The sequence below is a fragment of the Sphingomonas sp. KRR8 genome (assembly GCF_023559245.1).
Classification (GTDB): domain Bacteria; phylum Pseudomonadota; class Alphaproteobacteria; order Sphingomonadales; family Sphingomonadaceae; genus Sphingomicrobium.
The window spans coordinates 384,161-397,970 of sequence record NZ_CP097462.1; the positions used below are offsets into that span (position 1 = coordinate 384,161).

The 13,810-nt window shown below is 66.5% G+C and carries 11 protein-coding genes; 6 read left to right on the forward strand and 5 right to left on the reverse strand.

Annotated elements, in window-relative coordinates:
* Positions 1-47 precede the first annotated feature (47 nt).
* Complete coding sequence (locus tag M8312_RS01950) at positions 48-1,310, forward strand: DNA-packaging protein (protein WP_250118712.1); 1,263 nt, start codon at positions 48-50, stop codon at positions 1,308-1,310.
* Between the two features lies 1 nt (position 1,311).
* Here M8312_RS01950 and M8312_RS01955 read toward each other — a convergent pair whose 3' ends face one another.
* The 4 genes from M8312_RS01955 to M8312_RS01970 form a co-directional block, all read right to left on the reverse strand.
* Positions 1,312-2,331 carry an aldo/keto reductase gene (locus M8312_RS01955; protein WP_250118713.1) on the reverse strand — a complete coding sequence of 340 codons (1,020 nt, stop codon included), beginning with the start codon at positions 2,329-2,331 and terminating at the stop codon, positions 1,312-1,314.
* A gap of 215 nt (positions 2,332-2,546) precedes the next feature.
* Complete coding sequence (gene rpoD / locus M8312_RS01960; protein WP_250118714.1) at positions 2,547-4,595, reverse strand: RNA polymerase sigma factor RpoD; 2,049 nt, start codon at positions 4,593-4,595, stop codon at positions 2,547-2,549.
* Positions 4,596-4,606: 11 nt separating this feature from the next.
* Positions 4,607-6,463, reverse strand: coding sequence for a DNA primase (dnaG, locus tag M8312_RS01965; protein ID WP_250118715.1), 1,857 nt, complete (start codon positions 6,461-6,463; stop codon positions 4,607-4,609).
* 70 nt (positions 6,464-6,533) lie between these two features.
* Complete coding sequence (locus tag M8312_RS01970; protein WP_250118716.1) at positions 6,534-6,986, reverse strand: GatB/YqeY domain-containing protein; 453 nt, start codon at positions 6,984-6,986, stop codon at positions 6,534-6,536.
* A gap of 138 nt (positions 6,987-7,124) precedes the next feature.
* Here M8312_RS01970 and carA point away from each other — a divergent pair, with 138 nt between their 5' ends.
* The 5 genes from carA to M8312_RS01995 all read left to right on the forward strand — a co-directional run bounded on the left by carA (position 7,125) and on the right by M8312_RS01995 (position 13,569).
* The gene (gene carA, locus M8312_RS01975) at positions 7,125-8,309 is read left to right on the forward strand and encodes a glutamine-hydrolyzing carbamoyl-phosphate synthase small subunit (RefSeq protein ID WP_250118717.1); all 1,185 of its coding nucleotides are present in this window, start codon (positions 7,125-7,127) and stop codon (positions 8,307-8,309) included.
* Positions 8,310-8,332: 23 nt separating this feature from the next.
* On the forward strand, positions 8,333-9,007 hold the full coding sequence (locus M8312_RS01980) for a hypothetical protein (RefSeq protein WP_250118718.1): 675 nt from the start codon (positions 8,333-8,335) through the stop codon (positions 9,005-9,007).
* Positions 9,007-12,345 carry a carbamoyl-phosphate synthase large subunit gene (gene carB, locus M8312_RS01985; RefSeq protein ID WP_250118719.1) on the forward strand — a complete coding sequence of 1,113 codons (3,339 nt, stop codon included), beginning with the start codon at positions 9,007-9,009 and terminating at the stop codon, positions 12,343-12,345. Before M8312_RS01980 ends, carB begins: the two co-directional genes overlap by 1 nt.
* A gap of 92 nt (positions 12,346-12,437) precedes the next feature.
* Positions 12,438-12,911, forward strand: a complete 474-nt coding sequence (gene greA, locus M8312_RS01990; protein WP_250118720.1) for a transcription elongation factor GreA — start codon at positions 12,438-12,440, stop codon at positions 12,909-12,911.
* A gap of 28 nt (positions 12,912-12,939) precedes the next feature.
* Positions 12,940-13,569, forward strand: a complete 630-nt coding sequence (locus M8312_RS01995) for a rhomboid family intramembrane serine protease (protein ID WP_250118721.1) — start codon at positions 12,940-12,942, stop codon at positions 13,567-13,569.
* 3 nt (positions 13,570-13,572) lie between these two features.
* On the opposite strand, the gene M8312_RS02000 is transcribed toward M8312_RS01995, so the two are convergent.
* Complete coding sequence (locus M8312_RS02000; protein WP_250118722.1) at positions 13,573-13,797, reverse strand: DUF4170 domain-containing protein; 225 nt, start codon at positions 13,795-13,797, stop codon at positions 13,573-13,575.
* Between the last annotated feature and the right edge of the window lie 13 nt (positions 13,798-13,810).

A 13,810-nucleotide genomic window follows, 5' to 3' on the forward strand; every position in this document is an offset into this window, starting at 1 on the left:
TTGAGGCGCTTATTGCCGACCTGAGCCATGAGCAGCTTCGCCACTTCATGGAAAAGCTGGACCCTCCGCTGATGCAGGCGACCCTTGCCGACTGGCGATTGTGGGCGCGGCCCGAGCAACTCGCCCCGGCGGGCAATTGGTCAACCTGGGTCCTGATGGCGGGGCGCGGGTTCGGTAAGACCAGGGCTGGCGCGGAGTGGGTCGCAGAGCAGGTCCGCCGGGGAGAGAAGCTGCGCATCGCACTGGTTGGCGCGACGTTCGAGGAAGCGCGCGATGTGATGGTCGAGGGGCGCAGCGGTCTGCGGGAGGTGGCTGGTGACCTGATTGCCAGCTGGGTGCCAAGCCGCCGCCGAATATTGTTCCGTAATGGGTCGGAAGCGAGCCTCTTCTCCGGCGCTTCGCCCGAGTCCTTCAGGGGGCCTGAGCATCACATCGCCTGGTGTGACGAGCTCGCCAAATGGAAGAAGGCGGAGCAAAGCTGGCAGATGCTGCAGATGGGGCTGCGCCTCGGCTCACATCCGCGCGCGCTGATCACCACTACGCCGCGGGGCGGCGGCCTGCTTCAGTCGATCCTGGACAATGGGGGCACGGTCCGCACGGGCGGCTCGACCAACGCCAATCCGCACCTGTCGCCCGCATTCCGGCAGGCGATGGAGCGCCTGTTCGGCGGCACGCGCCTTGGGCGACAAGAGCTGGACGGTGAGCTTATCGCCGACACGCCCGGGGCGCTGTGGACCGCCGCCATGATCGAGGCCAGCCGCTGGCCGGATGCCACGCCCGCCCCGCCCTTCACCCGAGTGGTGATCGGGGTTGATCCGCCGAGCGGCGAGGGCACGTGCGGGATCGTCGCCTGCGCGATCGACCCCGAGGGCCGGGGCCATGTCCTGGCCGACCACAGCGTCAGTGCGAGCCGTCCGGAACGGTGGGCAGCGGCGGTTGGCGACGCGGCGGCGCTGCATGGCGAGCGGGCCAGCGACCGCCGCGCGCTGGTTGTGGCGGAGCGCAACCAAGGGGGCGAGATGGTGCGCAGCGTCCTGCATGCGGCCGCGCCCGACCTTCACGTCCGCATGGTCACCGCCACCCAAGGCAAGAGCCGCCGCGCCGAGCCGGTCGCGCTGCGGTTCGAGGCCGGGCGTGCGTTCCTTCACGGCGCCTTTCCTTCGCTCGAGGCGCAGCTGATGGGACTGATCGCCGGCGGCGGCTATGAGGGGCCCGGCCACAGCCCTGACCGCGCCGATGCGATGGTCTGGGCGCTGACGGAGCTGTTGCTGGGCGCCAGGACCCTGCCGCCGGCGGTCCGGGGACTCTAGCTCAGGCGTCGTGCTTGAGCGGCGCCTCGACCCCGACCATCGCCATCTGCGCCGGGGCGTAGCGGTCGCCGGCGACCTCCAGCTCACTCGCGCTGACCTCGATGCGGTCAAGCTCCTCGTCGTTGAGGGTGAGATCGGCCGCGGCGATATTTTCCTCCAATCGGCGGAGCTTGGTCGTGCCGGGGATGGGGACGATATGCGGGCGCTGGGCGAGCAGCCAGGCGAGCGCGACCTGCGCGGGGGTGGCGCCCTTCTCGGTGGCGATCTCCTGCAGCAGGGTGACGAAGTCCTGGTTGCGGGCGAGGGCGTCTGCCTGGAAGCGGGGCAGCTTGGCGCGCATGTCGTCCGGCGCCAGCGCCTGCCCGGGCTTCAGCGCGCCGGTGAGGAAACCGCGGCCGAGCGGGGAGTAGGGGACGAAGCCGATCCCGAGTTCGTCGCAGGCGTCGAAGATGCCGTTGGTTTCTGGCGCGCGCCACCAGAGCGAATATTCGTTCTGCACCGCGGCGACCGGCTGGACGGCGTGGGCGCGGCGGAGCGTCTGGGGGCCGGGCTCGGACAGGCCGAAGTGGCGGACCTTGCCGGCGGCGATGAGGTCGCGGACGGTGCCCGCCACATCCTCGATCGGGAGCGCGGGGTCGACCCGGTGCTGGTAGAGGAGGTCGATGGTCTCGATGCCGAGACGCTTCAAGGAGCCGTCTACCGCGGCGCGGATGGTTTCGGGGCGGCTGTCGGTGCCGGGGAGTTGCTTGCCGTCGGCGTCGAAGCGGAAGCCGAACTTGGTGGCGATGACCACTTGGTCGCGGACGGGCTTCAACGCCTCGCCGACTACGCGTTCGTTCTCGAACGGGCCATAGACTTCGGCGGTGTCGAACAGGGTCACCCCGCGCTCCACCGCCGCCCGGATCAGCGCCACGCCCTCGGCGCGGGGAAGCGGGTCGCCATAAGCGTGGGAAATGCCCATGCAGCCAAGGCCGAGAGCGGAGACGAGGGGGCCGGACCGGCCGAGCTGACGGGTGTGCATGGAATGCGCAACGAGCGGCCGAGGGTAAGGTGGCAAGCGCGCAGCGATTGTCACCTGAGGCGAAGAGAGAGCGATGCGCAGGCCAGCCTGCGTGCTTGCCTTTTAAGCGGCGAGTACGACAGGACTTCGGACGTGCCGATAAGGGCGGCTAGCTGACAGCCGCGCCTTCTGCGCGCCACTCCGGCGCTCCTCAACTTCGCTCGGGATGGGCGGCGTTATTGGTCGAGGAAGCTCCGCATCTTCCGCGACCGGCTCGGATGCTTCAGCTTCCGCAGCGCCTTGGCCTCGATCTGCCGGATACGCTCGCGGGTCACGCTGAACTGCTGGCCGACCTCTTCGAGCGTGTGATCGGTGTTCATTCCGATCCCGAAGCGCATGCGCAGCACGCGCTCCTCGCGCGGGGTGAGTGACGCCAGTACCCGTGTCACCGTCTCCTTGAGGTTCGCCTGGATGGCGGCGTCGACCGGGATGACGGCGTTCTTGTCCTCGATGAAGTCGCCGAGGTGGCTGTCTTCCTCGTCGCCGATCGGCGTTTCGAGGCTGATCGGCTCCTTGGCGATCTTGAGGACCTTGCGCACCTTCTCGAGCGGCATGGAGAGTCGCTCGGCGAGCTCTTCCGGGGTCGCTTCGCGGCCCGTCTCGTGGAGGAACTGGCGGCTGGTGCGGACGAGCTTATTGATCGTCTCGATCATGTGGACCGGGATGCGGATGGTCCGCGCCTGGTCGGCGATCGAGCGGGTGATCGCCTGCCGGATCCACCAGGTGGCGTAGGTCGAGAACTTGTAGCCGCGGCGATACTCGAACTTGTCCACCGCCTTCATCAGGCCGATGTTGCCTTCCTGGATGAGGTCCAGGAACTGCAGGCCGCGGTTGGTGTACTTCTTGGCAATGGAGATGACGAGGCGCAGGTTGGCCTCGACCATTTCCTTCTTGGCGATGCGGGCCTCGCGCTCGCCCTTCTGGACCATGTTCACGATCTTGCGGAATTCGGCCAGGTTCATGCCGGTGGCCTGGCTGATCTCACCGATCTCGACCCGGATGCAGTCGACGCTGTCGCCTTCGGCGGCAGTGAAGGCGGCCCACTTCTTGTCGAGCTTGGCGACGCGCGGCAGCCACGCCTCGTCGAGCTCATTGCCCATATATTCGTCGAGGAACTGCTTGCGCGGCACGCGGTGGCGCTCGGCCAGGCGCAGCATCTGCCCGCCCAATGCGGTCAGGCGACGGTTGTAGCTGTAGAGCTGCTCAACGAGATACTCGATCTTGGAGCCGTGGAACTGCATCGCCTCGACTTCGGCGGTGAGCTGTTCACGCAGCTTCTGATACTTCTTCTCTTCGGCCGGGGGGTAGGCCTGGCCGGCCGACATGGCGTTCAGCCGCGCGTCCTGCAGCTTGGCGAACTTCTTGTAGTGGCCGGTGATGAGGGCGAACTTCTCGAGCGCCTGCGGCTTGAGGGTTTCCTCCATCTGCGCGAGGCTGAGGGTGTTGTCGTCCTCTTCCTCCTCGGCGGCGCCTTCCGGACGCGCGCGACGTTCGGTGAACTCGTCTTCCTCGTCGTCGGCGGCGGGAGCTTCCTCCGGCTCCGCGTCTTCCTTGATGGTCGGCCCGGCGACCGCGGCGCTGATCTCACCCGCGCCCTCGCCATCCTCGCTCTCGGCGGCGTTGATCTGCTCGGCGGTGGGACCCTTGGACAGCATGGCTTCGAGATCGAGGATCTCGCGCAGCTGCATGCGGCCTTCGTTGAGGGCGTTCGACCATTCGATGATGGAGGTGAAGGTGATCGGGCTGTCGCACAAACCCCAGATCATCGTGTCGCGGCCAGCCTCGATGCGCTTGGCGATGGCGATCTCGCCCTCGCGGCTGAGCAGCTCAACGGCGCCCATCTCGCGCAGGTACATGCGCACCGGGTCGTCGGTGCGGTCGGTCGGCTCCTTCTTGACCGCGGCGGCCGGACGCGCGCCGCCGTCGTCGAGCGGGTCGACCTCTTCGGCCTCGTTGGAGGAGTCCGAATCCTGCTCGTCCTCATCGTCGTCGGAGCCTTCGTTCCGCTCGACGATCTGGACGCCCATGTCGTTGAGTTCCGACATCAGGTCTTCGATCTGCTCGTTCTGGTCGGCCGGCAGCGCTGCGTTGATCTCATCAATGGTGATGGTGCCACGCTTCTTGGCGCGCGCCTTCAACCGCTTGATCGCAGCGTCGTTGAGGTCGATCAGGGGCGCATCGTCGCCGTCCTGGGGTTCGGTTTCCTGAATCTCTGCTTTCGCCATCGTGCCGCCACTTAGTCGCCCGCGGCCAGTTCCGCCAGCCGCTTGGTTGTTTCGTCCTTGGCGAGGTGCAGCCGCTGCTGTTCCCCGACCAATTCTTCGCTCCAGTCCGCGCCCAGACGATCGGTCGCTTCCCGCAGCGCGGCGGCGATTTCCGCCTGAGCGCAGAGGGTCTCGATGGCGATGCCGAGGTCGCGCGTGGCGCGCTCGGGATCGCTGTCCGGACGGGTGAAGGTGAAGCTCATGCCTGCTCCGCGCCGCCCCTCGGAAAGGAAGGACGCAGCTCCTGCACTTCGCAATATGGTGGCAATGCCTTGCCGATCAAGCGCTTGGCCGGAAAGCGCCGCGTCCAGCAGGCGATCCCGGGCCTCCGTGGCAGCCCGGTCACGGAAGGACAGGCGCTGCAGCGCCGAGAAGTGCTCGGCGATGGAATCGGGGTAGAGCGACAGGCCGGTCAGTACCGCACGGGCGGTGGCACGGTCGATTCCCTCCGACCCGATGCTCCGCGCGGCCGGGCTGGCGGGAGGCTCGGGCGGAACAAAGCCCTTGCCTTTGACCCAGTTGCCGCGGCGCTGGGGAGTGAAGCCGCCGCCCCGGTGAGGACGCTCGCGCTGGGTCAGCGCGTCGAAGCGGCCGAGCCATTCCTCGCGGTAGAGCTGCGACAGGCTGCGATCGCCGATCGCCGTGGCGTGGGCGAGCAGGCGTTGCTTCAGCCCGGCGCGCTCTTCGGGGGTGGAGAGCGGCGTGGCGTCGAATTCGTGCCGCCACAGCCGGTCGACCAGCGGCTCGGGCTCGGCCAGCACAGCGTCGATGGCTGCGCGGCCACCGGCCTTGATCAGGTCATCGGGATCTTGCCCGGCGGGCAGCGCGACGAAACGCAGGGTCCGTTCCGGCGCCAGGTGGGGAAGGGCGCGCAGGGCGGCGCGGATGGCGGCCATCTGTCCCGCCGCATCCCCGTCGAAACAGAGGATCGGCGCCGGGTCGAGTCGCCACAGGATCGCCAGCTGCGCCTCGGTCAGCGCGGTACCATTGGGCGCCACGCTCTCGGCAATGCCCGCCTGGTCGAGCGCGATCACGTCCATATAGCCTTCGACCACAATGATGCGGTTGGCCTGGCGGCTGGCGGGCGATGCGCGGTCGATGTTGTAGAGGGTGCGGCCCTTGTCGAAGAGGACGGTCTCGGGGCTGTTCAAGTACTTCGGCTCGCCCGTGCCGATGATCCGACCGCCAAAGCCGATCACCCGGCCGCGTGCGTCGCGGATTGGGATCATCAGCCGCCCGCGGAAGCGGTCGTAGGCCTCCTTGTTCGGCTTCTCGGGCCGGATCAGCAGGCCGCAGTCGACCAGCTTGTCCTCGCCCTGCTCCTTCAAAGCCGCCTTGAGCCGGGTCCGGCCGTCCGGCGCGAAGCCGATCCCGAAGCGCTGCACCGTGAGCGAAGAGAAGCCACGCTTCTTCACATAGGCCCGCGCCTCGCCGGCTTCGTCTTTCTGAAGCTGCTCGGCGAACCAGAGCTGCGCCGCCGCCATGACGTCGTGCAGCGTAGCCGCGCGGCTGGCCTTCTCCTGCGCTCGGGGGTCCGGCGCCGGCACCTGCATCCCGACCTTGTCAGCAAGCTCCTTCACCGCATCCATGAACGGCAGTCCACGCTGCTCGGTCAGGAAGCGGATGGCGTCGCCATGCGCGCCGCAGCCGAAGCAATGATAGAAGGCCTTCTCGTCATTGACGTAGAAGCTTGGCGTCTTCTCGTCGTGGAACGGGCAGCAGCCTTTGTATTCACGGCCGGCGCGGGTGAGCTTCACTTGGCTGGCAATGATGGCCGACAGCAGCGTGCGGGCGCGCAATTCGTCGAGAAAGGCAGGGGAGAGGGTCACCGGATCACTGATTCGGAGCAGGTCACGCCCGACCTTAACTTCCCACCATCGCTTTCGGGAGAGAGGTTGTTCAGGCCAGCGCCGCCCGCACCTGCGCACTGGCGCGCGCCGGCTCGATGCTGGTGGGGTAGCGTTCTTTCACGGCGGCCATGACCCGGCCCATGTCCTTCATGCTCGACGCGCCAAGCTCGGTGATCAGCGCCTGCACCGCGGCGGTCGCCTCCGCTTCGTCCAACTGCTTGGGCAGGAAACGCTCAATGACGGCGATCTCGGCTTCTTCGGTCGCTGCCAGCTCTTCGCGGTTGCCCTTGCGATAGAGGTCGACCGATTCGCGGCGCTGCTTGATCATCTTTTGCAGCACTTCGGTGACGACCTGGTCATCGTCGGCCGGCGCGCTGCTCGTGCGAAGTTCGATATCGCGATTCTTGATGGCGCTCTGGATCAGCCGGATCGTGCCCGTGGCGCTCTTGTCGCCGCCCTTCATGGCCGCAACCAGCGCGGCCTTGATGTCATCTCGGATCATCGTCTCGTCTCGTTCGGGAAAGCGGCCAGCCGTAGCGGCGGTTTTCCGGCCTGACCAGCCGTTGACCGGACCGCCGCAAGCGCTTAGCGACCGCCGCTTAGCGACATCGTTGTCCATTCCCGAAGGAGCCTCCACCCGATGGCCAGCCCTGTGCCCGCGCCTGCGCCTCAACCCAGCGGCGCGACCGGAGTCCTGGTGTTCGCCGATGGCCGGGTCGCCTGGGGCCAGGGGTTCGGCGCGGAAGGAGAGGCGGTTGGAGAGTTGTGCTTCAACACCGCCATGACCGGTTATCAGGAGGTGATGACCGATCCCTCCTACGCCCGGCAGGTGGTCGCCTTCACTTTCCCGCACATCGGCAATGTCGGCGCCAATGACGAGGACGTCGAGGCCGACGATCCCCATGCGCTCGGCTGTATCGTGCGCGAGGCGGTCACGGGACCGAGCAACTTTCGCAGCACGATCGACTTTCCAGAGTGGATGAAGCGCCACGATCGCATCGGCCTGGCCGGGCTCGACACGAGGGCGCTGACCCGGCTGGTGCGCAAGGAAGGCCCGCCGACCATCGTCATCGCGCATCGGGCTGACGGCAAGTTCGACCTGCCGGCGCTGCAGCGGATGGCGGCCGAGTGGCCCGGCCTCGAGGGCATGGACCTCGCGAAGGAGGTCAGCCGAGAGCAGCTGGAGCATTGGTCAGGCGGCCACTGGAACCTGGACATCGGCTATGGCGATGCTCCGCTGCCGCACGCTGGCGGAGAGCCGAAGCGCGCTCATGTGGTCGCGATCGATTATGGCGCCAAGCGCAACATCTTCCGCTCGCTGGTCGAGGCAGGTGCGGAGGTCACCATCCTGCCCGCGACCGCGACGTTTGACGAGATCATGGGGCACAATCCCGACGGCTTCTTCCTCTCGAACGGCCCGGGCGATCCGGCGGCGACGGGGGAGTATGCCATTCCGGTGATCCGCCAGATGCTGGACACCGGCAAGCCTTTGTTCGGCATCTGCCTCGGTCACCAGCTTCTGGCTCTCGCCGTCGGGGGCCGGACGTCCAAGATGTTCCAGGGTCACCGCGGCGCTAACCACCCCGTCAAGCGACTGGCCGACGGCGCAGTCGAGATCACCAGCATGAACCACGGCTTTGCAGTCGAGCGCGAGGGGCTTCCGGCCGGCGTCAAGGAGACGCACGTCTCGCTGTTCGACGGCTCCAATTGCGGGCTCGAACTGGAAGGCCGCCCGGTGTTCAGCGTGCAGTACCACCCCGAAGCCAGCCCGGGCCCGCAGGACAGCTTCTACCTGTTCGAGCGGTTCGTGGGGATGATGCGGTGAGAAGCATGCTTGCGGTTCTTGCCGTGACGCCGCTTCTCAGCGGCTGCCACCGCGAAGCACCCGGGATACGCGGGCACGTCGAGACCATGCAGCAACGCATGAAGCGGCAGGAGGCCGAGTTCAACGCGTCTCCCGACGTCAAGGGACCGGGCCTTCACGCGGCACTGAATTCGCTCGGCATCAATGACGCATGGATGCGGAAGGTCAACGACGAGGGCGTCGAAATCATTCAGTTGCGAGTACCTCAAGCTGAGTTCGCGAAGCTTGATCACCGCGCACTCGCAAAGCTGATGTTCGACAGCCGATATCGGTTCGAATTCGCGGACAAGGATCAGGCTCACGAGGCCGCGCTCTATCATGGCGCCGAGCGCAACGAGCGCGACAAGCGCAAGGCGCTAGACGAGCTGCGCCGGCGTGGCCAACTCGACAGCTATCCCCGTTACCGTGCCGGCATGGCGGTCAGTGCTTTTGCCCCGCAGCTCGAGGCATGGTGCGGGTATCAGCCCGGACAGGCGTTCAAGATCATCGCAGGCAATTGGGTGGACTACGCCCATCCCATGGTCGATCTGGCCGCGGCCGACATGCAGGGGCGCGCATCGGCGTCCTTCGACTGCGTCAAGCGGGTGGTGGATGCGACGCCAGACCTGCGGCATCGCTTTATCGGCAATCGGGGACGCGAAGGAGCGATCGACTACTAATGCCCAAGCGCACCGACATCTCGTCCATCCTCATCATCGGCGCCGGCCCGATCGTCATTGGCCAGGCGGCGGAGTTCGATTATTCGGGCAGCCAGGCGGTCAAGGCACTGAAAGCCGAGGGTTACCGCGTGATCGTGGTCAACTCGAACCCGGCGACGATCATGACCGATCCGGAGGGGGCCGACGCGACCTATATCGAGCCGGTCACGCCCGAGATCGTCGCCAAGATCATCGAGGCCGAGCGGCCGGACGCGTTACTTCCGACCATGGGCGGGCAGACCGCGCTCAACACCGCGCTGGCGCTGTTCAAGGATGGCACGCTCGACCGGCTTGGCGTCGAGCTGATCGGCGCCAATGCCGAGGCGATCGAGAAGGCCGAGGACCGCCAGAAATTCCGCGACGCGATGGACCGGATCGGGCTCGAAAGCCCCAGGTCGGCGATCATCCATTCGGTCGAGGAAGCCATGGCCGCGCTCGACAGCGTCGGACTGCCGGCCGTCATCCGCCCCAGCTTCACGCTGGGCGGCACGGGTGGCGGGATCGCCTACAACCGCGACGAGTATCTCCACTTCGTCCGAACCGGGCTGGAAGCTTCGCCGACGACCGAGGTGCTGATCGACGAAAGCGTCGTTGGTTGGAAGGAATATGAGATGGAGGTGGTCCGCGACCGTGCGGACAACGCCATCATCATCTGCTCGATCGAGAATGTGGACCCGATGGGCGTCCACACCGGCGACAGCATCACCGTCGCCCCCGCGCTGACTCTGACCGACAAGGAATATCAGCGCATGCGTTCGGCGAGCATCGCCGTGCTGCGCGAGATCGGGGTCGAGACCGGCGGATCGAACGTCCAGTTCGCGGTCGATCCCAAGACCGGCCGGATGCTGGTAATCGAGATGAACCCGCGCGTGTCGCGCTCATCGGCGCTAGCGTCCAAGGCGACCGGCTTTCCGATCGCGAAGGTCGCGGCGCGGCTGGCGGTCGGCTACACGCTGGACGAGATCGCGAACGACATCACCGGCGGCGCGACCCCGGCCAGCTTCGAGCCGACGATCGACTATGTCGTCACCAAGATCCCGCGCTTCACCTTCGAGAAGTTCAAGGGCGCATCGAACAACCTGTCCACCGCGATGAAATCGGTGGGCGAGGTGATGGCAATCGGCCGTTCCTTCGCCGAGAGCCTGCAGAAGGCACTGCGCGGACTGGAAATCGGGCTGAACGGTCTCGACCGGGTGCGGCATCTGGAAGACGCCTCCACGGACGAGATCGCCGCCGCGCTTGCCACGCCGACGCCCGACAGGCTGCTGGTCGCCGCCGAGGCGCTGCGTCATGGTTTCACCGTCGACCGCATCAACGACATCGCCGGCTTCGACCCCTGGTTCCTGGAGCGGCTGGCCGAGATCGTCCGTGCCGAGGGTCAGGTCCGCGCCTTCGGTCTGCCCAACAACGCTGCGGAGATGCGGCGCCTGAAGGGGATGGGCTTCAGCGACGCCCGGCTGGCGCAGCTGTCGCTGCGCTCGACCGGCATGAACCGGGAGATGGGCGAGCTTCAGGCGCGGGGCCGTGGGATCGTTCATGCGGCGATGCGGGCGATGACGGGCGGGGTGACGGCAGACGAGGTGCGGTGGCACCGCCAGCACCTTGGCGTGCACCCGGTCTACAAGCGGATCGACAGCTGCGCGGCCGAGTTCGATGCGTCCACGCCTTACCTCTACTCGACGTACGAAGCCCCGCTGTTCGGCGAGCCCGAGGACGAGGCCGAGGTTTCCGACCGCAAGAAGGTCGTCATCCTGGGCGGCGGGCCGAACCGAATCGGGCAGGGGATCGAGTTCGATTATTGCTGCTGCCACGCCGCGTTCGCGCTTCGCGATGCGGGCTATGAGACGGTGATGATCAACTGCAATCCGGAGACGGTCTCGACCGATCCGGATACGTCGGACCGGCTCTATTTCGAGCCGCTGACGCAGGAAGACGTGCTGGAGATCGTCAAGCGCGAGCAAGCGCGCGGTGAACTGGCGGGCGTGATCGTGCAGCTGGGCGGGCAGACGCCGCTTAAGCTCGCCGCCGGGCTGCAGGCGGCAGGCATCCCGATCCTTGGCACGTCGCCCGACAGCATCGACCTCGCCGAGGACCGCGAGCGCTTCGCCGCGCTGGTCGCCCGGCTGAAGCTCCGCCAGCCCGAGAATGGCATCGCGCGCAGCCGGGACGAGGCGATGCAGGTGGCCGAGAAGATCGGCTATCCCGTGCTGCTTCGCCCCAGTTACGTGCTCGGCGGCCGGGCGATGGAGGTGGTCGACGGACCCGCCCAGCTCGACAATTACATCGCCACCGCCGTGGAGGTGTCGGGCAACTCGCCGGTGTTGATCGACCGCTACTTGCGCGACGCCGTGGAGGTCGATGTCGACGCCATCTGCGACGGCAAGGACGTGAAGGTCGCCGGCGTGCTCGAGCATATCGAGGAGGCCGGTGTTCACTCCGGCGACAGCGCCTGCTCGATCCCGCCATACAGCCTGTCGCCCGACATCGTGGCCGAGATCGAGCGGCAGACGCGTGAGCTTGCCCTCGCGCTCAAGGTCAAGGGCCTCATGAACGTCCAATTCGCCGTGAAGGATGGGCTGGTGTACCTGATCGAGGTCAACCCGCGCGCCAGCCGGACCGTGCCGTTCACCGCCAAGGCGATCGGGGTCCCGGTGGCGAAGATCGCGGCACGGGTGATGGCCGGCGAGGCGCTGGACGGCCTCCCATCCTTGCGCAAGCCCCAGGGCTATGTCGCGGTGAAGGAGAGCGTCTTCCCGTTCGCCCGCTTCCCGGGCACCGATCCCGTCCTCGGCCCGGAGATGAAGTCGACCGGCGAGGTCATGGGCATCGACAAGGACTTCGACATCGCCTTTGCCAAAAGCCAGCTTGGCGCGGGCACCAGGCTGCCGGACGGCGGCACGCTGTTCGTGTCGGTGAAAGACAGCGACAAGGACCAAATCCTGCCAGCTGTGCAGCTAATGATCGAATTGGGGTTCGACGTCATCGCGACCACGGGCACTGCCGGCTTCCTGGCGGGGAAGGGCTTGCCGGTGACGCTGGTCAACAAGGTGGCGCAAGGCCGGCCGCACGTCGTCGACAAGATGGTCGACGGCGAGGTGAGCCTGGTCTTTAACACGACCGAAGGGTGGCAGTCATTCAAGGACAGCCAGTCGATCCGTGCGACCGCGCTGAACCGCAAGGTGCCCTACGTCACGACGGTCTCCGCCAGCCTCGCCGTGGCCCGCGCCATCCGGGCCGTGCGCGGCCATTCGCTTGAAGTTCGCTCCCTTCAGTCCTATTATTCCGGCCTCGAAAGCTAAACCTCCCATGAACCAGCCCGCCAATCACGCGGCCCTCGGGTCAGCGCGGCGGGCGGGTTTTGTTGAGTGGATATGAAGGACTGGATGCGCCCATGGCGAGCGACAAGGTGCCGATGCTGGCCGAAGGCTATCGTCAGCTCGAAGACGAACTGAAGCGCCTCAAGATCGAGCGTCCGCAGGTCGTCGATGCGATCGAGGAAGCACGCGCACACGGCGATCTCAGTGAGAATGCCGAATATCACGCTGCCAAGGAGCGGCAGGGTCAGATCGAGGCGTACATCGCCGACATCGAGGATCGGCTGGCCCGTGCGCTGGTGATCGATCCGACCACGCTATCCGGCGACAAGGTCGTGTTCGGCGCGACCGTCAGCCTGATCGATGAGGACGACAAGCCGGTGAAATACCAGCTCGTCGGCCAGACGGAGGCGGACGCGAAGATCGGCCGGATCAGCTACAACAGTCCGCTTGGGCGCGCCCTGATCGGCCGGCAAGTCGGCGATGAGGTGGAGGTTACCACGCCTTCGGGTGACCGCTATTACGAGATAGCTCAGATCGAGTTCGTGTGAGCCCCGCGCTGGCTAGCGACCTTCTCGCATGACCATCAACTGGCGTTCGCCCACCATCGCCATCGCGGCGGTGACGAGCATCATCTCCCTGTTGATCCTGCTTCCGGGCTATCAAGGACTTGCGGCAGGCGCGATGGGGTTCATTCCGGCGCGCGCGTCGGGGATTCTCGACCTGTCCTCCGCAGTTCCCGTCCTGCTGACGCCGTTCAGCTGCACGTTGGTGCACGGCGGGCTGCTGCACCTGCTCTTCAACATGATGATGCTGTTGCTGTGCGGGATCGCGGTTGAACGGGTGCTTGGGGCGCAGGGGCTGGTCGTGATCTATCTGGTGAGCGCCGTCACTTCTGCGCTGGCGCAATGGGCGGTGCTGCCGCTCGGCGTCATTCCGGTGATCGGCGCGAGCGGCGCGATCAGCGGCGTGATCGGCGCCTATGCGCTGAGCTTCGGCAGGCCAAAGCAGGTCAGCCGCAACCCTTCGATTAATCGCCTGATCCACATCGTCTGGCTGGCAGTCGCCTGGACCGTGCTCCAGATCGGGGTTGGCTATGCGGCCGGGACCGAGGGCATGATGCTGGCGACACCGGCTCATATCGCCGGCTTCATCACCGGCCTGCTTCTGCAACGGCCGCTTCTGCTCTGGCGCTATCGCTCGGCCTGACGGTCAGACCTTGGCTTCGACATCCGGCTCGAGCAGGCGGTGCAGGTGCACCACCACATACTTCATTTCCGCGTCATCAACCGTGCGCTGGGCATTGGCGCGCCAGGCTTCCTCGGCGTCAGCGTAATTGTCGAAGAGGCCGACCAGATCGACCTTCTTGAGATCGACGAAGTCCAGGCCCTGCGGATCCTTGACCCGGCCGCCGAATACGAGGTGGAGCTTGCTCATGGGCCGGGGCCGA